The following is a 20,173-nucleotide window of genomic DNA, read 5'->3' on the forward strand; positions in this document are numbered from 1 at the left end:
TCTCTGCGTTTAGATTGGATCACCCCAGGCACCTTATGTCTCAAGAAAAAGAATTCACTGCCCAGCCCGATCTGCTGGAGCAGTCGCAAAAATTCCTGGCAGAGCACTCGGACCTAAAGTGGATCGAAGGCTTTATGTTCGATATCAATGGCGTGCCGCGAGGGAAGTGGTTGCCGGCAGAAGCTTCGGAGAAATTGCTCAAGGGCAGTCTGCAAATGCCGCGTAGCGCGGTCAGTCTCGATATCTGGGGGCGGGATATTGAAGACAGCCCGCTGGTATTTGCCAGTGGAGACAGCGATGGCGTTTGTCTGCCGGTTTCGCCTATTAGCCTGGCGCCCTGGCATCGCGAGTCCACCGCCCAGCTGCATATGCAGTTGCATGAGGCAGATGGCTCCTCTCTCTATGCCGATCCCCGCAGCCAGTTGCAACGCGTGGTAGAGCGTCTCGGTAAACTGGGTTATACCGCCGTGTGTGCGACCGAGCTGGAATTCTATCTGCTCCGCGATGAGGTGGATCATCTGGCGCGTCCGCGCCCGGTTAGCGATAACGACGCCGAGCTGGTGCCTTCCACCGACGTATACGATCTGTCCGAGCTCAATGCACAGCGACACTTCTTTGCCGATGTGCGAGCTGCCTGCGAGGCACAGGGTATTCCTGCAGATTCAGTATTGTCGGAGTGTGCGCCGGGACAGTTTGAAATCAACCTGTTGCACAGTGCCGATCCCGTTAAAGTGGCAGACCAAACATTACTGTTTAAGCGCTTGTTAAAAGGGGTGGCGCGCAGTCACGGCTTCCGCGTGAGTACCATGGCCAAGCCTTTCGGGGATCAGGCGGGTAACGGAATGCACGTGCATATGAGTTTGATCGACGCCAATGGAAAGAACGTTTTTGATGACGGTTCTGACACTGGCTCCGATTTACTGCGTTATGCCGCAGCAGGAATGCTGGCGACAGCCAACGATGCGATGGCGTTTTTCGCACCTCACAGCAACTCCTATCGTCGCTTCCAGGAGAGCTCTCACGCACCGCTGAATCTCTGCTGGGGCTACGATAATCGCACTACAACTTTGCGTGTGCCCGCCAGCGATCCTGTGGCACGGCGTATCGAGCACCGTATTGCCGGGGCGGATGTTAACCCCTATCTGGTGTTAGCTGCGATTCTCACTGGTGTGTGTCATGGCATTGAGAACCAGATGGAAGCGCCTGCACCTGTGGAAGGCGATGCTTATCAGGTAGAGAGTGAGAAGTTGATCAATACCTGGAGTGGTGCACTGGAGCGCTTTGAGCAGAGCCCTTTGTGGCGCGAGTATCTTGATCCACGCTTTGTGGAATTGTTCTCTCTGTTGAAAAGACAGGAGCAAGCAGAGATAGCTGCCCGCGTTACCGATGTTGAATACCAGAGTTATCTGCATCGGGTATAAACATTGGCGGTGTGCTTTAGCGCCGATTGCCGTTTTAGTGAACGGCTTTCACGACAGGAGAGTTAGTGGGGGTATTTCCTCTGCTATACCTAAATTTAAGTGCGTAATGTGCTTGAAACTCTCCTCCTGAAAGTGTGTTCGAGAAATCTGGCCCGCCTTTTGGCGGGCATTTTTTTATTCTCGATTGACTTATTTCCACTTCCTGTTCGTGTTAATCCCTTCTTTTAAAGTCGCCATGGCTTGAGTGTATCGAATGACACGGTGTGCGGTTGCTGGGCTTTTGTTGCTATTTTGGCTTGCGAGCACACATCCTTGGGCCAGGATACCAAGAGTGTGGACCGCTTCCGCCTAGCAGTCATTTCTCCGCCAGTGTATTCTTCCGCTTTACCAGCGAGACACCCCAGACGGTCGGCTCTTAGACGTTGGCATTCGCAGAATGTCTGTGCGAGAGCGGATAATGTTATGGGGTATAAAAATATTGCAGATGGGGAAACTATGACCGCCTTGGGAAATTGTGCAGACGGTCCAACGGCTGGCGAGACGCAGCCACTAAAAATATGCCTTTTGGGGTATCGCAGCAATCCACACAGTGGTGGTCAGGGCATCTACCTGCGCTACCTGAGTAAAGCACTGGTTGATGCTGGTCACTCCGTGGATGTTATTTCTGGCCAGCCCTACCCAGAACTCGATGAGCGCGTAAAACTCATCAAAATGCCAGGGTTGAACCTCTATGAAGTTGAGCGCCCAGCGCGGGCCTTGAAACCTCGCCACCTGCTGTCGTGGGCGGATTTTTTTGAATGGTGGAGTAAGCTTACCGGCGGTTTTGCCGAGCCTTATACCTTTGGCCGTCGGGTAAATAAATACCTGCGCAAGCACGGCAAACAATACGACATTGTTCACGATAACCAATCACTGTGCTACGGCTTGCTGGATATCGAGAAAAATGGATTGCCTGTTGTCGCGACAATTCATCACCCCATTACCCGGGATCGCCAACTGGCATTAGATGCCGCCCCCGATTGGCGTTTTCGTTTGCTGGTACGTCGCTGGCATAATTTTTTGAATATGCAGATTAAGGTATCGCGGAAGCTTCGCCATATCGTGACAGTTTCCAAGCAATCTGAGCGGGATATTATCGAGCAGTTTGGCGTAGCTCCCGAGCAGATTCACCTGATTTACAACGGTATTGATACCGAATTATTCAACCCAGGGGCAGAGAATAAGCGCTTGCCTCTGCGAATTATGACCACCGCATCGGCAGACCAGCCGCTCAAAGGTCTGCGCTTTTTATTACAGGCGTTGGCGGAATTACGCCAGGAATATGAAAACATAGAGTTGTTGGTGGTTGGCAAATTACGCGAAGGTGGCGCCACGGAACACTTGCTTCACGATCTGGATCTTCAGGATAGGGTTCAGTTTGTCTCCGGTATTTCTAACGAAGAACTGGTCGATAATTACCGCAAGGCTACAGCGGTAGTTTGCCCATCGCTCTACGAAGGATTTGGTTTACCTGCCGGGGAGGCAATGGCATGTGGTGCTCCGGTAGTATCCAGTGACGGGGGTGCTTTGCCTGAGGTGGTTGGGGATGCCGGAATCGTGGTCCCTGCAGGAAATCACGAAGCTTTGGCTAATGCCCTGCGCCAGGTTTTATCCAGCGAAGCGCTGCGAAAAGAACTCAGTGAGAAAGGTCGCCAGCGCATTGAAAATAAATTTTCCTGGAAAATCGCTGCAGAGAGTTTGGTGAAATATTACCGGGAAATTCTCGGACATACACTGGCGGAACAACCCAGTAGTCATGAAATAGAAACTCCGAATATGCGCAGTGCGGAGGCGGCTTGATGATTACTGTAGATCCCCAGCATTTAAATCTTCGCCCTGGCCAAAAAGTCCTCGACTTGGGGTGCGGTGAAGGGCGCCATTCCATTCACTTGATGATCACCGATGAGGTTGATGTTTACGGCATTGACCTGTGTTTTGATGATGTGCGCACTGCCAGTGAGCGAGCGGAACCTTTCCGCTCTCCCGAGCATTCAAAGGGTCGCTTGCAGTTCGGAGTTGCCAATGGCTTGCAACTACCATTTGCCGATGGGAGTTTTGATGTGGTTATCTGCTCAGAGGTACTTGAGCATATCCCCGATTACAAGTCTGTCCTGGCTGAGATTAACCGGGTATTAAAACCCTCTGGTATTTTTGCCGCGACAGTACCGGCATTTTTTCCTGAGTGGGTGTGTTGGAAACTCAGCGATGAATACCACCAGGTTGAGGGTGGGCATATCCGAATATTCCGCGAGCGCGAGCTGCGAGAGGATATTGAAAAACTGGGACACCACTATTTTGCCCGGCATAAGGCCCATGCGTTACATGCACCTTATTGGTGGTTAAAGTGTTTGTTTTGGGACAAGCCCGATTCCCGTTTGGTCTCTGCCTATCATCGCCTGTTGGTGTGGGATCTGATGAAGAAACCAGCCTTTACCCGGATTCTCGAAAAACTATTGAACCCGCTGTTGGGAAAAAGTATCGCTCTCTATTTTGTGAAACCTGCTGGTTCGACACAACGAGTAGATACGCCTCTCTCCCTGCCTGAGGGAGCTGAAGCATGAGTAAAGTTTCTGTGCCGGCAAAAGCTTCTGGTCTTTTCCCTGAAGGATTTATCCAGGATAGCGCCGACTATATTCTCTCCCAGCAGCTCCCCGATGGTTCAATTCCCTGGTTTAAAGGGGGCTATGCCGACCCCTGGGATCATGTTGAGGCCGCTATGGGGCTCGCCATTGCCGGAGAGTTCAGTGCTGCTGAAAACGCCTATTGCTGGTTGGCTGAGATTCAGCTGGAAGACGGCAGTTGGTGGGCCGCTTATAAAGATGGCGATATTGACAACCGGGAGCGCCGTGAAACTAATTTTGTTGCCTATGTGGCAACAGGAATTTGGCAATACTTTCTGATTAGTAGAGACACGCTGTTTTTACAGCGCTATTGGCCGATGGTGGAGCGTGCAATCGAGTTTGTATTGCGCTTGCAAACGGAATTTGGCGAAATTCATTGGGCGGTAGATTCAGAGGGCGCCCCTATGGAAGATGCCCTGATCACTGGTTGCTCTTCCATTTATAAAAGTCTGGAATGCGCAATTAATATTGCCCACCAGCTAGGGGTTGCTCGCCCCCAATGGTTACTTGCCCGGGAAGCTTTGGGCGATGCGCTGCGCAATAAACCGGAGCGCTTTGATCGCACCTGGGAAAGCAAGGCGCGCTTTTCAATGGACTGGTTTTATCCCGTATTAACCGGTGCCTTTTCTTGTGAGGCAGCGCAGTTGCGTCTTCAGCAGCGCTGGGATGAGTTTGTCGTGGCTGGTTTGGGTTGTCGTTGCGTCAGTGATGAGCCCTGGGTGACGGTGGCTGAATCCTGCGAACTCACTATGTCCCTAATAGCTGCTGGCCAGCGTTCGCGGGCGGAAATTTTGTATCGCGGTTTGCACCGTTGGCAGGATAAAGATGGGGGCTACTGGACCGGTTATGTCTACAGGGATGAGGCCATCTGGCCGGAGGAAAAAACCACCTGGACTGTAGGAGCCATGCTTCTGGCTGCCGATGCGCTCGCCGGATTAACGCCAGCGAGCGAGCTGTTTACATCGGTGTGCCTGCCCTTAAATGCGGCGCAGGATTCCCAGGGTGTCGACAGTTTCGACGAGCTCGAATTGAGCGGAAGCCAGGGCTAGTTTGTAAATATCGTAGGGCGCCTGGCCGCCATCGGCGGGGTCCGGGAAAATATCGTGGATAGCCAGATAGCCGCCGGGCACGATATGGCGGGACCAGCTGCGATAATCGGTCATGGCCGCTTCCAGGGAGTGGCCGCCGTCAATAAATACGAGACCCAAAGGGGTATTCCAGCAGCGTGCAGCTGTTGCGGAGGGGGCGACGACGGGAACAACCCAGTCATCCAATTCAGCCGCGCGAATATTCGCGCGGAAAGTGCGAAAACTGTCCATTAAATTGGCCTGGCCATCAAACAGTTCGGGATCGTGATACTCCTCTCCGGGCTGGTGCTCTTCAGATCCTCGATGGTGGTCCACGGCGAACAGGACGTTATCGGTCAGCTTACAGGCACTGGCCAGGTAAATTGATGATTTGCCGCAGTAGCTGCCCACTTCAAGACAGGGGCCCAGTGAGCTGGCTTCAGCTGCCAGGTGGTAGAGAGCTTCCCCTTCATGGGCAGCGAGGAAACCTTTAATTGCTCGAATATCAATAGGTAGATTTAGGGACATGGGTAAACGCTTGCTATTTTTCGTGGCCGAAACACTAAACTGCCGCTAATACAAAAGCAATTGGGTTTTTACTCAAGGCTCCGTAAGTCCCAGAGAATATAAGTAGAAATTAAAATATGCGTAAGGATCACAGGCCCTATTGGCTCAAGCGACTGCAGCTGCGTTGGCGCAAATGGCGAACAGAGTATTTCCTTCTGCCGCAATTCGATGCGGTTGGGGTTGAGCCGGAAGTGATGGACCCGGGTTCTGTCCATGTTTTTGGCGGAAATGTTCGGCTCGGAAATTACCCTCACTTAATCTCCAACAACGAGAAATGTATTCGCTTTACCACTTTTGGACACAAGGGGGGAGAGGCATTTATTACTATTGGGGATTTCGTATTGATCTCTCCAGGGGTACGTATTTCTGCGGCTCAATCTATTGAAATTGGCGATGCCTGTATGATCGCAGCCAATGTGTATATTTCCGATTCTGATTGGCATGGGCTTTACAATCGCACGCGGCCCTTCCGTTGTACCTCCCCGGTGCGCCTGGGTAACAATGTTTGGATTGGAGATAGTGCAACCATCTGCAAAGGTGTCACTATCGGTGACAATTCTGTAGTGGGAGCCGGCAGTATCGTCACCAAGGATGTCCCCGCAAATACGGTTGTTGCAGGCAATCCGGCAAAACCCATTAAATCAATTAATCCCAAGCGGCGAATGATTACCCGCGAGGTATTATTTGCCGATGCCTTTCGCCAAGCGCATAATCTGGATGAATTGGATAAGATGATGTTGGGCGGGAACACCTTATTAGGCTGGTTGCGCTCGGTATTCTTTCCCCGCCGTAGCGATTGAATGTGCAAGTATTAATAAAATGAAAAAAAGAAAAAGTATTGTCCTGATTGGAATGCCCGGCGCTGGTAAAAGTACGCTGGGGGTGTTGTTGGCAAAGGAGTTGGCACTGGGGTTTACAGATACTGATGTTCTGATCCAGTCCAGAGAGGGCAAGACTTTGCAGCAAATTATGGCTGAAAGTGATTATCTTAATCTCCGCGCCATTGAAGGGGGGGTATTAGCTGAGGCCACCCTCCCTAGTGATGTTATTGCCACTGGAGGAAGCGCAGTCTATAGCGAAGAGGGCATGGCGAATCTACGCAGTCAGGGTGTGGTAGTGTTTCTTCAGTGTTCAGCGGAGGAATTGCGCCGGCGTATCCATAATTATGAAAGCCGTGGCATTGCGAAGGCGCCCGGGCAGTCTTTTGCGGACTTATTTGAAGAGCGACAGGCCCTTTACCGACAATATGCTGAAATAACGGTGGATTGTGACAGAAAGTCTCTGCAGGAAACGCTTGATCATTTACTTAATGCGCTGCGGGAGATTGCAGAGTAACCGAAATTTCCTCTGTAAGCCCCATGCGTTAAAGCAAGGGGCTTTACTTTTCACACTTTTGGCTTAAAGTGGCAGCTGGGTGGTGTACTTCACCTGCTTGAGGGCAAAGGTGGAGTTGACTGAGGCCACGTTTGGCAGGTGTACCAGGGAGCGTTTCAGTAATTGCTCATAGTGTTCCACACTATCGACTACAACGCGCAGGACATAGTCTTTGTCTCCGCTGGTGGAATAGCACTCTACCACTTCCTGGACATCCTGAACTGCTGATTCAAAGTTGTTCAGGGATTCCTCATCGTGATTGTGGATGGTAACGTAGCAGTATACGGTAACACCCAGATCCAATTTGCGTGGGTCCAGCAAGGTAACACGGCCACGGATAATACCTTCGGCTTCCAACCGCTTGATTCTGCGCCAGCAGGGAGTATGCGAAAGACCGACTTTATCGCCTAGCTCTGCCATGGAGTAATCTGCGTTCTCCTGCAGCGCTCGCAGAATCTTACGGTCAAAATCATCCAGGTCTGTCGAACGCTTCATAAAGACTCCTATCCTATAAAAATTATCTATATCGAAACTTCTATCACAAATTTACGCATATTTGCGTGAATAAAGCAATGCTCTATTGCGCTTAACGAACTAGTATGACCTGACTAAACCGTTTTGGGATAGGTGCAGTGTGCCCTCAGCCGCTCTGGGACTTTGCGGCAAATATAAAAACAGGCGCATCTGACCACGGAAAACGGACTATTCGGAAGAATAATGACTAATAACTCGAACCGGGTTTCGAGAAGAATAATTAACCGGAAGTAGGTGTATGACTGAAAAAGTAACCAGTCCTCAAAGTACGGCGGATTCCCAAGTAAAAAAACAGGTTTCATTGGACGACCGCTACACCATGCTCAAGGGCCGTGTGCTCCTTTCAGGTATCCAGGCCCTTGTGCGCTTACCCATAGACCAGATGCGAATGGACCGGGATCGCGGCCTCAATACCGCGACTTTTATCTCCGGTTATCGGGGGTCTCCCTTGGGTGGCTACGACCTGCAGTTATCCAGGGCGAAAAAACTGCTGGGAGAGTACAACATCCGTTTCCAGCCTGGCGTCAATGAAGAGTTGGCGGCTACGGCAGTTTGGGGTTCCCAGCAGGTGGGCTTGTTCCAGGGTGCAGAAGTGGATGGCGTCTGCGGGATTTGGTATGGCAAGACACCGGGTGTCGACCGCTCCTGCGATGCATTTCGCCATGCCAACGCCGCTGGCTCCTCTCCCAAAGGTGGCGCACTGATCGTTGCTGGCGATGACCACGGTTGTAAGTCATCCTCCTATCCAGGGCAGTCTGAATTTGCCTTTGTGGATATGCATATTCCAGTACTTAACCCCGCCACCGTGCAGGAAGTGTTGGATTATGGTCACTATGGGCTGGAGCTGTCTCGCTTTAGTGGCTGCTGGGTGGCAATGATCACCCTGGCAGAAAATATGGATAGCTCTGCGACCGTGGAAGTGGACCCTGAGCGGGTCAAATTCCACTACCCGGATATTGAACGTCCCGAGGGCGGCCTGAATATTCGCAAGCAGGACAACCCTCTCGAGCAGGAAGAGCGCCTGTGGCGTTACAAGCGCCCTGCTGCGCTGGCTTTTGCCCGCGCCAATAAACTCAACAAGGTTGTACTGGAAAACCCTGAGGCGAGCCTCGGCATCGTAACCACCGGTAAGGCCCATCTGGACTTGATGCAGGCCTTCGAAGACATGGGTATCGATGAGCAGAAGGCCAAGCAGCTCGGTATCAGAATCCTTAAAGTGGGTATGACCTACCCGTTGGATGTGCCGGGTATCCAGGAGTTTGCCCGTGGCTTGGATACGCTGCTGGTGCTTGAGGAAAAACGCAGTTTGATGGAAGTACAGCTGAAAGAGGAGCTGTACAACGTCCATGTGAAGGACCCGAATTTCCCGCGTATTCTCGGCAAAGTGGACGATAGTGATCAGCCGCTGATGCCCGCTTATGGCGAACTGTCGCCAGCGATTATTGCCCAGGTATTGGGTTTTGTTTTGGGTGAGGACAAGTTGGATGAAGGCGGCAAGCACCGCTTGATGCGCCTCAATGCCCTGGCTGAACGTATTTCCCAGCAGACGGGCTCAAGTGTGTCTCGCTTGCCTATGTTCTGTGCCGGCTGCCCCCACAACCGTTCCACCAAGGTGCCGGAGGGAAGCCGAGCGCTAGCAGGTATTGGTTGTCACTATATGGCCCAGTGGTTGGATAGGGAAACTTATACCTTCACCCAAATGGGTGCCGAAGGGGTCAACTGGGTAGGGCAGGCGCCGTTTACCAGTGAAAAGCATGTCTTTGTAAACCTGGGTGATGGTACCTATTTCCACTCCGGTATTTTGGCGATTCGCGCTTCCGTGGCTGCCAAGGTCAATATCACTTACAAGATCCTGTTTAACGATGCAGTCGCCATGACCGGCGGCCAGCCCCACGATGGTGAGTTGGCTCCGGATATGATCTGTCGCCAAGTTTTGGCGGAAGGGGTTCAGAAAGTTGTCCTGGTGATGGATAACCCGGATAAATACAAGGGTGCACTGTCCTTCCCCAGTGAAGTTGAAATTCATCACCGGGATTACCTGCCCGTTGTAATGGATGAGCTGCGTGAGGTTGAAGGTTGTACCGTTATTATTTACGACCAGACCTGTGCCACCGAACTGCGCCGCAAGCGCAAGCGCGGGCTACTGCCTAAAGCCGAGGGGCGACCCTTCATCAACGAGCTGGTGTGTGAAGGCTGTGGGGACTGCGTCCAGCAGTCGAGCTGTATCGCTGTTGAGAAAGTGGAAACGGCGCTGGGTGATAAACGCAGGGTGAACCAAACCGGCTGCAACCAGGATATGTCCTGCGTTAACGGCTTCTGCCCCTCATTTGTCACTGTGAAGGGTGGCAATATTGCCAAGGGCGCCGGAGTAGGTGACGTGTTGCGAACTGAAGCGGCCAAGTTGCCCTCGCCACAGCTTCCGGGCTTACAGCAGCCGTATAATTTCCTGGTTACCGGCGTTGGCGGTACGGGTGTAGTGACCATTGGCGCCTTGCTAGCGATGGCGGCACATATCGAGGACAAAGCGTGCAGCACCCTTGATCAGACCGGATTGGCTCAGAAGGGCGGAGCGGTTTACTCCCATATTCGCTTTGCGGCTGCGCCCGAGTCTTTGCAGGCAGTACGTATTTCCGACGGTCGTGCCGATGCCCTAATGGCCTGTGACCTGATTGCAGCCGGCAATGTGGCAGCTTGTTTGGTTAAACTGGATAAATCTCACAGTCGCGCGGTAGTGAATACCCACTTGAGCCCAACGGCGGCAACGGTTCTCGGGCGTGAGGATGTCCACTCACCGCAAGCGGTATTGGATACGGTGAGTGGCGCGGTTAATGAGCTCAGCTCTGTAGAAGCGCATCGCCTGACCAAGGCAGCTCTGGGAGATACGCTTGCCGCCAACATTTTTATGCTCGGCTACGCCTGGCAGAAAGGGTTGATTCCGCTAACTGAAGCCTCCCTGCTGGAAGCGATCCGCTTAAACGGTGTCGCTGTGGAAGGTAATCTGCAGGGATTTGCTGCAGGGCGGTTGGCGGCAGAAAATCGCAACGCTCTGGACAAGCTGTTGACCCACGAAAAAGTTGCGGTAGAGGCACCACAAACTCTTGAAGCGATTGTCGCTCACAGGGTGGAGCACCTCACCGGTTATCAAAATGCGGGCCTCGCCGAGCGTTACCGCAGTTTGGTCGATACGGTGAAATCTGCTGAGATTTTAAAAGTGCCCGGGAATGTCCAGTTGGCCGAGGTGGTTGCGCGCAATTATGCAAAATTGCTTGCCTATAAGGATGAGTACGAGGTGGCTCGCCTATACACCGATAGCCGCTTTACCGAATCGCTAAAAGAGAACTTCAGTGGTGACTTTACCCTGGAGTTCAATTTGGCTCCCCCATTACTGGCGCGCTTCGATAAAGCCTTGGGGCGTCCCCGCAAAATGAAATTTGGCGGTTGGATGTACAAGGCATTTGGTGTTTTGGCGAAGCTGAAGTTCTTGCGTGGATCGGCGCTTGATATTTTTGGTTATACAGCTGAGCGAAAAATGGAGAGGGCACTGATTAGCGAATATGAAGAAGTGGTTAAGAAAGTTCTGGGCCAATTAAATTCGCAGAATCACGCTGCTGCAGTTGAGCTACTTCAATACCCGGATATTATCCGGGGCTACGGCCCAGTGAAAGAGGCCAATATTGAGAAAGCGAAAGAGCAGCGAAATATCGCATTAAATCGATTTGAAAACCCGGTTCGGGATATAAAACTTTCAGCGGAGGTTGAGGTTTTTGACCCAGCTAAGGCACAGCAAGTAGGTTAATTTCCCGTTTGGTAAAGTGGCTCAAGGACTGTCTTGAGCCACTTTATACTCCTCTACCAAACCCCTTGTAGTCGTATGGCGAATTGGTTGGTTTTGTCTCCAGTAAAATCGTTGTCGCCTAGGGTGATGTTCATCATTACCCGGACTTTGGGGTTGAAGTAATAGTTTACCCCTAACGTGAGATTACTTGCTCGCAGCTGGTGGAAATTGCGGTTTTCTATAGTTTGGTATCTTGCGGCAATTTCCCATGCGCCTTCTGGGGGGGATGGTTTAATTGACTTAAAAACCCCTTTCTTGTCGTCATATGGCTTGTGCTGTCCGGTAATTGCCCAGCTTCCCAAAATGTACCAGGAGTGGACATCCTGCCCGCCAATAAAGCACCCGGTGATAGGGTCACAGAAAAAATTCGGAGGCAAACCGAAAAACTCTTCATAGACCAATTCTGAGAGATATATTTTTCCTGAAAAGTGCCCGTAGGCGTATTCCGCCTGACCAAATAAGGGACCGTAGGTTGCAGCCAGCTCGAAACCGGTAATATTGACCCGCCCCCCACCGTCGCCGAGAAAAAATTCATCGTCACCAAAATCGCCAAAAAAATTAACTGATCCACCAGGTGAGATGGCTATAAGTTGCTCTGGCCCCCGCCGGCCCGCATAGGCGACCTCAGCAATAATATCAGGTGTATCTTGGTTAGCTTTTTCGTAACTACGGGATACGCCCAGGTGAACGGTTGATATGGAGTCGCTGATTGGAGCCCAGGTTAATCGAGTTGCGGCGCCAAACCCCGAATTGCGTGGGTCACCGGGGTTTCGCAAGTTGAACAGGGTAAAACCGAAGGTATGGCAGCACCATTGTTTGTCCCATTTGATCCCCTGTAAGTAGCCTCGTCCGTCGTAAATACCTGCAGAGCTGGTAAATGCTCGCTCCATAAGTACGAGGTCGTTTGAGCTGGTTAGTTGACTCATTGATCGACTGGGTTTGAAATTGCCAATAGTCAACTTTCCTGTATAGAACTTTGTACTTAAATAAACGTCACGCAACCCTGCGGTTCCACTGGTGGCAAAGTCTCTCTGAAGTTTGTATTCCCACTCCCAGATTTTGCCCCTCATTGTCAATCTAACCCGACGGAAGTCGGTTGTATTGACCGGATCTTCTAGGTCTTTGTCAAAAATGTATGTATCGAAGTGAATCCTTCCGCCGAGTTGTGCGGAGAAATCCCCATCGTCAGAGACAATTTTCAGTCCGCCTTTTGTCTCGGCTTCATCAGCAATAGCCGGGAAGCTAAATAAAAGAATTGATATGGCACAGTATGCTCCCCAGCATTTCATCGGACGCCTCTAGTTGAGAGTTGTCATTGGTCACGGGAAAAGTGCTATTCGAGTTTAGCAATAGAAAAGACTTTGGACGGGGAGGGGGGATGGGACGGCGCAGAAAATCTGCGCCGAGGGTTACTGGCCAGGTGATTAAAGACGCTCTAATTTGTAACCGGTGTCGCCTAGAAACTCGATAACACTGCGTTCACCCACCAAGTGGCCAGCGCCGACAATGACAAACAGAGACTGGTAGTTTGGCCCCTTAAGGGCAATTTTCTCAGCCATCCTTTCATTGCGATTAAAAAAAAGTGTGTCATAGAGCGGCTTATATTCAGGGTTTTCAGTTAGGCCGTCGAGGATAATAAGGCGATTCAAAGCTTCTTCATCTCCTCGCTTCCATGCGCTGGTAAGTTTGGGTAAAAAGGTTGAAATATCCCCAATTTGCTCAAGGGTTTGCTGGAAGAGGAGCGCAGGGTTGTCCAGGTCATTTAACATCTTGAATTGTTGCAAGACACCTTCTAGCTCCAGAACAGATTTCCCATCCTTTTTTGCTTTTTGTAAAAAGTGCCTATCAATGCCTAGTTCTGGGTTGAGGCCGTGGGCCTGCATCTCAATCATACTCATAGAGATCATGGCTATGGCGGGACGCTGCCGGATAAACATAGCCTCGGGCATACTACGTTTTCGCATCCACGACTTCAGTTGGCTGTATATCGCGGGTGGAAGTTCGTCTTTTAAAGTTCGTTCACCTTGGTAGATAGACTCCATCATGATTCGCTGCTGTAACAGGCTGTCGCCTTCTGCAGCGAGAATGTCAGCCTCGACGGCAATGGCATCACTATTGGAGTAGGCCTGTTCAATTTTTGGTCTAAGAGGGTAAAAGTCCTCAGTTGCCAAGTGAACCGAGCCTAATAAGTAAACGGTTTTATCATCTTTAGTTGCTTTCCAGAAGATGCCTTTATCGCTCTCAGCGGCTGAAGCTCCTATTGTTAGTAGAAGCAGTGTAAAGGCGAGAAAGTAACTTATTTGTCGCTGAAGCATTGTCGGGTCCCTAAGTAATTTGCCTTTGCAAATACTATCACTAACACCTTCAGGTACCAGAGGGGCTTTTAGGCATCAAGTCACTGACTTGTAAATTAGTGATGATTTACTGGGAAATTATCTTATTGGAAGTCAAAATAGACCTTTTGGTCTGTTTCACGGAAGTCAAATTGAAAGTTGTACAGTTTTTGCCCAGTCTAGAGCCTGGGATCACAGCAACTCTTGCGCTTGAGTTTGCAAATGAACTGGTCAAAAAAGGCCACGAGTCTCTGGTAATTTCTACTGGTGGACCATTGGAGGCGCGGTTTCGTTTGCACGGTAGTGACTTTATTAGCTTTCCAAAAATCAGTGAGTCAATTTGGTCTTTGCGGCACAAATCCCGCCTGCGTAAGATTCTCGCAAGGTTGCAACCGGATATTGTCCATACCTATGGTCGCTCAACGGCTTTTCTAGCTTGGCGCGCCTTAAAGAGTGAGTCAGCTACAAGTCGCCCTAAGCTGGTGCCGCTAGTGGATCAAGATTTTCCCAACAGTTATTTCAATAAAGGTGTGCTGTCAGGAGATGGAATTATCGCAACCTCCCGAGGGGTTGCGGAGAACCTGAAGAAGTCCTCCCCCAAAATTGCAGAAGGCTCGATAGAGGTTATTTATCACGGTATCAATATTCGCGAGTTTGATCGTGAAAAACCGGTAGCGAGCCAGTGGCAACTGAAGCTTTTGAATAGCTATCCCCAGTTAGAAGGGAAAAACTGGTGGTTAATGCCTAGCGAAATCTCTGCAAATGGCGGGCAGGAAGAATTTCTACATATGTTGGCTCAGGCTGCGGTACAAAGAGATGATGTTCACGGAGTGATTGTAGGAGCTTTAGTCGAAAATGATTTGCGCTATCTGAAAAAGCTGGAAGGGCTCGCGCAAGGCTTAGGTCTTGGGGGTAGAGTTACTTTCTTGGGGGAGCGCCGGGATATGCGTGAGTTGTACGCAACGTCCCAGTTAGTTTTTCATCTTGCGAGTGAAAAGAATGAGAGTGCAAAATATTCTAGGGAGGCGCTGGCGATGGGACGTCCTGTAATCGCTTACTCTGATGGTTGTACAGGGGAAGTTTTAGAGAAATACTTTCCTGATGGCTTAGTGCAACGAGGCAATATGAAGTCTTTGATAGAAAAAAGTTTGGGGTTAGTGAATAGGCCAAATAGCTTGAATCCTGAAGAGTTCAGCTATTCTGCTTCAGCTGAAAAAGCCATAGTTTTCTTTCAGAAGCTATTAAATTAAATTGCGCGCGTAAAAATTCTCAGAAGATATGTAAAATGCTAATTGACTAAGTTGCTAAAAGCTCAGGTGCCCATTTAAAGAAGCAAAATCAAAGCCGGGATTGGGTGTGTTAGTTCTGGCATTTGAAAAATGGCTGTATCGTAAAGATAGGATGTGGCCCCTGGGGAAACGATAGCCAAGTGCAAAATGCAGAGCAAAATTGAGCTTAGTACTTAGCCCAATATCACCAAAATCTTTTTGACTCAAATAGGATGCGCCCGCCCCAGCTTCGGCAAATCCTCCCTGTAGTTGACTGCGAGGATACCAGCGCAGAATAGGTTTAATTTCGAGAATATTTTGTTGCTGGTTCTCGTTTTGATGCTGGGTCCGCATATGGGAATAACTGCCCTGTGCCCACCATTGAAGGGAGTTATTGCCAAGGTTAAATGAAGACAGTAGGTGGGAATAACTAAAACCAGCCATTTCTGCGGCTGAAATAGAGCGATATTGCATCAATTCAGTCCCCAACCCTTTGCCTGCACTTGCAATGAGTTCAGATTCAGCAAGGCTCTGGGGGGATAAAATTAGTCCGCCGGCAAAAATACAGGCACAGTATTTTAAAGCGCTGCAAATTTTAGAAAGGACAACTTGTTTACGCATAACTTCGCGATACTTATTGATAGAGCTGCTTTAAAGACTAGTGGGAAAGAAGTCGATGGCAAGCTCTCTCGGGAGGCTTGCCATCGACTTCTTCCTTTCTTAGCGCCATTGCCGCTTTAATTGTCGAAGTGCGTCGGAGTGCAGTTGCCGGGCACGCTCTTGGCTAAGCCCCAATTGTTCGCCAATCACTCGAAAAGAGCAGTCTTTGTCAGAAATTAATCCATACCTAAGGTTGAGAACTGTCCTTTGTCGTGCAGGAAGGCGGGCAACAGCTTCGCGGAGACGTTGAGCCAACTCCTGACTGGTTACTAGCTCATCGGTATTGTAAAGTTCGTCAGCAGGCGCATAGTCTAGTCTTGTACTGCTCTGATCGTCAGCTACTGGGTCATCTAGAGATCCAGTCGGTCCCGGTAGTTTTAACAAACTCTGAATTCGCTCAATATCCAGTCCTGTATGGCGGGCTAGATTTTCATCGGATGCGGGTTGTCCTTGGGCGCGGACTTCACCAATGGCCCTGTAAATTGCCCTTAAATCGTCTTGCACGTTGGCAGGCTGCCGGACGAGATCTTCATTGCGCCTCAAGGCCAGCTGAATTTCCTGCTGGATCCACCAGTAGGCATAGGTGGAAAAGCGGTATCCCATTTGCGGCTTGAACCGCTCAATAGCTTTCATTAATCCAACATTGCCTTCTTGAATTAAATCGATAAAGGGAACTGATGGATTGCGAAAGCGTTTTGCAATGGCAATAACTAGGCGCAGATTACATTGGATTAGTTTTTTCCGCTGTTTTTGAAAACGCTGTAATAGCCCGTTCAGTTTGCTGCGGCCGCGCCTGTCCAAGTACTCGCTGGCGAGAAGGATTTCGGTGTGGGCAATTATCAATCCGTGATCATAGGCTCCTGTGCTTCCTCGTTGCTCGACTCCCTCGCTACGCAGTTGGACCAATTGGGTGCCACTTTCCTGGAGGTTGGAAATGAGCTTTTCTTCCAGGTCGCGTAATAGACAGGTGGTACTGTGCTCTTCCTCCGGAGTTAATAGCTCAAGCCTGTAGAGGTGCTTGAGATAGCTTTGCATTGGGGTGGTGCCGCTCTCGGAGAGGGTATCACCCGCTGCATGAATCTCTTCCGCGTCAGGGTCTCGCTCGACTTGAGGGTCGGGCTCGCTGGCACCCTGGCAGGAGTCAGAGAGTGGTTCGCCTGTATCCTTCAGCCATTCTTCATCCCTTGAGTAAAAATGTTCTCGGGACAAGTGCTTAAACCTTCTGTTGGCTGTGTGAACGATATTTGCTGATCGGTCTCTCAAGATTTCGATTGACGTCTATTTCTACTCACTATAGATGTGTCAGCAAACTTTAGGAGAGAAAAATGGGACTTGTAGGTTTTCTTTATCTGAAGAGGAGGGGCAGCTTTATGTACCCTTGAATAGAGCCGGGCATTTCGGCCACCGCGTCTTCCTTTCTTGGGTGTTATTTTCGGTAATAGGACCAATTTGTTATAACAAGCTGGGCGCTTATTTTTTACTCAGCTCGGCTATATTCCTCAGTCTCTTCCGTTAATATTGCTACGAAAAAGGGCGAGTGGAGGGAGTAGAAAATATATCGAAGCGGATGACAACCATGGCTTTCATAGTGTTTTTGCTGCCTGTAATTGAGAGATGTCATCTAACTTTTGCCTCAAGAGACTTGTCTGAACAAATAGAATTGTCGATAGGTTCACACTTTTTTGGTTGTCAGCATGAAAGAATTTGAAGAACCGCACGCGCTGGCAGTCCATTAAGAGGGAGGCTGGAGTACGGCTCATTAAGCAAAGTCATTTGTAATGGTAATTGCTTGATGGAGGAGGATATTTAAAGGGTAGACAAATAACCCTATCGAGTAGTGATCATTAATAAAATTAGGTTATCCAGGGGGCAGAAAAATGAAGGGATTGCTAGCACCTACAGCACTATTCGCTGTTGTAATTGGGTGTGTGTCTTTTGAGGGAGTAAATCTCACGGTGTCTGATCGATCTGTGGCCTTGGCTGGGGTTGTTACTCTTAGTGAGCGCGATGACCAGTCTGTTGATTACAGTCAATATTCGGGAGATGCTCAAGATATAGAGCTGTTTGATGACTCCAGCATGCTGGAATTTGAAGGTGATGTATTTGCCGATGCTCCAGAGCATATGCCCCCAGCGGGAGAGGGCTCAGGTGCTAAGGAAGGTGATAACAAAGGCTTTGGTGAATAGCTGTTATGGACAAGCCTCGAGCTTGAGACTCAGATTCTTGTCCATAGGCCAAGCTTTCTATTTCTTCTGGGCGCTAAAGTGCTTCCCGCTTACGCCGTTACTGTCTCTACCCATTAAATAGAGGTAGGTGGGCATAATATCTTCTGCAGAGGTTACCGACTGAGGGTTTTCTGCTGGGTAGGCAGTTGCTCGCATTGTTGTACGGGTTGCCCCTGGGTTTAGGGAGTTGACCCGGGTATTGGAAACCCCTTCCAGTTCATCGGCGAGCACCTGCATCAGTCCTTCGGTGGCAAACTTCGATACTGAATAGGCCCCCCAATAGGCTCTCCCTTTAACCCCAACGCTGGAGCTTGTAAAGACAACAGAGCCTGCTTCTGATTCCTCTAGCAGAGGCAGCATTGCCTTTGTTAGTCCAAACGCTGCATTAACATTCACCTGCATTACTTGTTGCCAAGTGTTGAAATTGTAATTGCCGATAGGGGTGCGTTGCCCGAGTAGGCCGGCATTGTGCAGGAGTCCATCCAGGCGGCCAAACTCGTTGCGAATAGCTTCTGCGAGGCTCTCGAAATCCTCTATTTTTGCCGCACCCAGGTCCATGGGGAAAATAGCTGGCTGTGGCCCACCGGCAGCCTCGATTTCGTCATAGACAGCTTCTAACTTGGGAGTTGTACGGCCTAGCAAAATTACCGTCGCCCCGTGAGCAGCAAAAGTCTTTGCTGCAGTTTTACCTATGCCGTCTCCGGCACCGGTGATAAGAATAATCTTGCTCTTTAATAGGTCGGAGGGCGCTTGATAGTCGCCAACAAAGTCTGACATGAAATATCCCGATACTGTCACCGGGCTTGGGTGCCCGGTATTACTTCAAGTTTCAAAAATAGTGTTGTTCTAGAAGGGGCCAAATTTCATTGGCGGAATTTACCAGGTGGTCTGCCCCCCAATTGGCGGGGTTATCTGTAGAGTCAATATAACCATACCCGCAAGCGATAGTTGGCATACCAGCCTTTTGTCCGGCGATGATATCGCGCTTGTGGTCGCCGATATAAATTGCTTCAGCGGGCGCGCAGCCAATCTGGCTGCAGGCTAAAAATAGGGGCTCGGGGTCCGGCTTGGATTTGCTGACGTGGTCAGGGCAAACAATTGCAGAGGCTGGCGGTAGATGGGTAAAGGCTTCCATCAGAGGAGTGGTGTAAGCCTCCGGTTTATTGGTGACAATCCCCCAGGGAAGGTTTTTTTCAACCAGGTTGTCGAGCAGGTTGTCGATACCGGGGAAAGTGGTCGTCTTCTCTGCAAGATGTGCCAGGTAGAGGTCCAGTAACCTTTGCAGTAATCCTGGAAAGGCGGGGTCACCTTCTTCTTTGTTAAACCCCAATGTCACCAGCGCCCTGGAACCATTGGATACAGTTCCCCGGATCGTCTCGTCAGGCAGTGGAGGTAACTGTTCCTGTTGGCGCAGTTGATTTAATACAACAATAAAATCTGGCGCTGTATCAAGCAGGGTACCATCCAGGTCAAATAAAACGGCTTTCATTTTGCAGTTCACTTATTCTGGTTTGCTGGCATACATCAAATAATTGACGTCGACATCCCGGGGGTTCAATTTGTAGCTTCGGGTAACCGGGTTATAAGTCATACCGGTTATATCGTGCGCTTCCAGGGACTCATCGCGCAGCCAGGCGCCCATTTCTGAGGGGCGGATAAACTTACTGTATTCATGAGTGCCCTTGGGCAGTAAGCGTAGGACATATTCCGCTCCGACTACGGCAAACAGCCACCCTTTAGGGGTGCGGTTGATCGTAGAGAAAAATAGCTTGCCGCCAGGTTTTACAAGTTTTGCGCAGGCGCGAATGACAGAAGAGGGGTCTGGTACATGCTCAAGCATCTCCAGGCAGGTAACAATATCAAAGCTCTCGGGCGCTTCTTCTGCCAGGTCCTCTACTGCCACTTTGCGATAATTGACGCTGACGCCACTTTCGAGGGCGTGGAGTTTGGCGACATTGAGTGGGGCTTCCCCTAAATCGATACCAGTGACATCGGCTCCCCTCTGCGCCATGGCCTCAGCCAGAATACCACCACCGCAGCCCACATCGAGGAGCTTCTTACCGGCAACCGGAGCATACCCGTCAATGTAATTTGCACGCAGTGGATTGATTTCGTGTAGTGGTTTGAACTCGCCTTCCTTGTCCCACCAGCGGCTGGCAAGTTGCTCAAATTTGGCGATTTCTGAGGGATCTACATTGCTCATGAACTTCTCTGCAAACTCCGTCGCTC

General features: G+C 50.2%; 18 protein-coding genes. 9 read left to right on the forward strand and 9 right to left on the reverse strand.

What is annotated here, in order from left to right:
• Nucleotides 1-35: 35 nt before the first annotated feature.
• The 4 genes from ACJJI6_RS01110 to ACJJI6_RS01125 all read left to right on the forward strand — a co-directional run bounded on the left by ACJJI6_RS01110 (nucleotide 36) and on the right by ACJJI6_RS01125 (nucleotide 5,130).
• On the forward strand, nucleotides 36-1,421 hold the full coding sequence (locus ACJJI6_RS01110; RefSeq protein WP_475712236.1) for a glutamine synthetase family protein: 1,386 nt from the start codon (nucleotides 36-38) through the stop codon (nucleotides 1,419-1,421).
• Nucleotides 1,422-1,883: 462 nt separating this feature from the next.
• Complete coding sequence (locus ACJJI6_RS01115) at nucleotides 1,884-3,260, forward strand: glycosyltransferase family 4 protein (RefSeq protein WP_445361431.1); 1,377 nt, start codon at nucleotides 1,884-1,886, stop codon at nucleotides 3,258-3,260.
• On the forward strand, nucleotides 3,260-4,021 hold the full coding sequence (locus ACJJI6_RS01120) for a class I SAM-dependent methyltransferase (RefSeq protein WP_475712237.1): 762 nt from the start codon (nucleotides 3,260-3,262) through the stop codon (nucleotides 4,019-4,021). Before ACJJI6_RS01115 ends, ACJJI6_RS01120 begins: the two co-directional genes overlap by 1 nt.
• Nucleotides 4,018-5,130, forward strand: coding sequence for a prenyltransferase/squalene oxidase repeat-containing protein (locus ACJJI6_RS01125; protein WP_475712238.1), 1,113 nt, complete (start codon nucleotides 4,018-4,020; stop codon nucleotides 5,128-5,130). Before ACJJI6_RS01120 ends, ACJJI6_RS01125 begins: the two co-directional genes overlap by 4 nt.
• Here the strand turns inward: ACJJI6_RS01125 and ACJJI6_RS01130 are convergent.
• Nucleotides 5,059-5,676, reverse strand: coding sequence for a class I SAM-dependent methyltransferase (locus ACJJI6_RS01130; RefSeq protein WP_282932028.1), 618 nt, complete (start codon nucleotides 5,674-5,676; stop codon nucleotides 5,059-5,061). The genes ACJJI6_RS01125 and ACJJI6_RS01130 overlap by 72 nt on opposite strands.
• A gap of 116 nt (nucleotides 5,677-5,792) precedes the next feature.
• On the opposite strand from ACJJI6_RS01130, the gene ACJJI6_RS01135 reads away from it, so the two are divergent.
• Complete coding sequence (locus ACJJI6_RS01135) at nucleotides 5,793-6,515, forward strand: acyltransferase (protein WP_475712239.1); 723 nt, start codon at nucleotides 5,793-5,795, stop codon at nucleotides 6,513-6,515.
• A 19-nt stretch (nucleotides 6,516-6,534) separates the two neighbouring features.
• Nucleotides 6,535-7,050 carry a shikimate kinase gene (locus ACJJI6_RS01140; protein ID WP_475712240.1) on the forward strand — a complete coding sequence of 172 codons (516 nt, stop codon included), beginning with the start codon at nucleotides 6,535-6,537 and terminating at the stop codon, nucleotides 7,048-7,050.
• Between the two features lie 63 nt (nucleotides 7,051-7,113).
• Here the strand turns inward: ACJJI6_RS01140 and ACJJI6_RS01145 are convergent, their stop codons facing one another.
• Nucleotides 7,114-7,584, reverse strand: a complete 471-nt coding sequence (locus tag ACJJI6_RS01145; RefSeq protein ID WP_020413378.1) for an Lrp/AsnC family transcriptional regulator — start codon at nucleotides 7,582-7,584, stop codon at nucleotides 7,114-7,116.
• A gap of 277 nt (nucleotides 7,585-7,861) precedes the next feature.
• On the opposite strand from ACJJI6_RS01145, the gene ACJJI6_RS01150 reads away from it, so the two are divergent.
• Nucleotides 7,862-11,419: an indolepyruvate ferredoxin oxidoreductase family protein gene (locus tag ACJJI6_RS01150; protein WP_475712241.1), complete on the forward strand. Its 3,558-nt coding sequence runs from the start codon at nucleotides 7,862-7,864 to the stop codon at nucleotides 11,417-11,419.
• A gap of 53 nt (nucleotides 11,420-11,472) precedes the next feature.
• On the opposite strand, the gene ACJJI6_RS01155 is transcribed toward ACJJI6_RS01150, so the two are convergent.
• Both ACJJI6_RS01155 and ACJJI6_RS01160 read right to left on the reverse strand, forming a co-directional pair.
• Nucleotides 11,473-12,747, reverse strand: coding sequence for an OprO/OprP family phosphate-selective porin (locus tag ACJJI6_RS01155; RefSeq protein ID WP_445354665.1), 1,275 nt, complete (start codon nucleotides 12,745-12,747; stop codon nucleotides 11,473-11,475).
• Between the two features lie 135 nt (nucleotides 12,748-12,882).
• The gene (locus ACJJI6_RS01160; RefSeq protein ID WP_445363784.1) at nucleotides 12,883-13,773 is read right to left on the reverse strand and encodes a TraB/GumN family protein; all 891 of its coding nucleotides are present in this window, start codon (nucleotides 13,771-13,773) and stop codon (nucleotides 12,883-12,885) included.
• A gap of 170 nt (nucleotides 13,774-13,943) precedes the next feature.
• Between ACJJI6_RS01160 and ACJJI6_RS01165 the strand changes: the two genes are divergently transcribed.
• Entirely contained in the window at nucleotides 13,944-15,041 is a 1,098-nt protein-coding gene (locus ACJJI6_RS01165; protein WP_475712242.1) for a glycosyltransferase, read from the forward strand.
• A 54-nt stretch (nucleotides 15,042-15,095) separates the two neighbouring features.
• Here ACJJI6_RS01165 and ACJJI6_RS01170 read toward each other — a convergent pair whose 3' ends face one another.
• The gene (locus ACJJI6_RS01170; protein WP_445354662.1) at nucleotides 15,096-15,680 is read right to left on the reverse strand and encodes an acyloxyacyl hydrolase; all 585 of its coding nucleotides are present in this window, start codon (nucleotides 15,678-15,680) and stop codon (nucleotides 15,096-15,098) included.
• Between the two features lie 99 nt (nucleotides 15,681-15,779).
• Complete coding sequence (locus ACJJI6_RS01175; RefSeq protein ID WP_444925445.1) at nucleotides 15,780-16,928, reverse strand: sigma-70 family RNA polymerase sigma factor; 1,149 nt, start codon at nucleotides 16,926-16,928, stop codon at nucleotides 15,780-15,782.
• Nucleotides 16,929-17,596: 668 nt separating this feature from the next.
• Here ACJJI6_RS01175 and ACJJI6_RS01180 point away from each other — a divergent pair.
• Nucleotides 17,597-17,905, forward strand: a complete 309-nt coding sequence (locus tag ACJJI6_RS01180; protein WP_444897946.1) for a hypothetical protein — start codon at nucleotides 17,597-17,599, stop codon at nucleotides 17,903-17,905.
• Between the two features lie 57 nt (nucleotides 17,906-17,962).
• Here ACJJI6_RS01180 and ACJJI6_RS01185 read toward each other — a convergent pair whose 3' ends face one another.
• The 3 genes from ACJJI6_RS01185 to ubiG are packed head-to-tail and all read right to left on the reverse strand — an operon-like array spanning nucleotide 17,963 to nucleotide 20,147.
• The gene (locus ACJJI6_RS01185; RefSeq protein WP_444941204.1) at nucleotides 17,963-18,721 is read right to left on the reverse strand and encodes a YciK family oxidoreductase; all 759 of its coding nucleotides are present in this window, start codon (nucleotides 18,719-18,721) and stop codon (nucleotides 17,963-17,965) included.
• Between the two features lie 52 nt (nucleotides 18,722-18,773).
• Complete coding sequence (locus ACJJI6_RS01190; RefSeq protein ID WP_413662676.1) at nucleotides 18,774-19,433, reverse strand: HAD family hydrolase; 660 nt, start codon at nucleotides 19,431-19,433, stop codon at nucleotides 18,774-18,776.
• Between the two features lie 12 nt (nucleotides 19,434-19,445).
• Entirely contained in the window at nucleotides 19,446-20,147 is a 702-nt protein-coding gene (ubiG, locus tag ACJJI6_RS01195; protein WP_475712243.1) for a bifunctional 2-polyprenyl-6-hydroxyphenol methylase/3-demethylubiquinol 3-O-methyltransferase UbiG, read from the reverse strand.
• Between the last annotated feature and the right edge of the window lie 26 nt (nucleotides 20,148-20,173).

The organism is Microbulbifer maximicatervae (SeqCode), assembly GCF_056232625.1.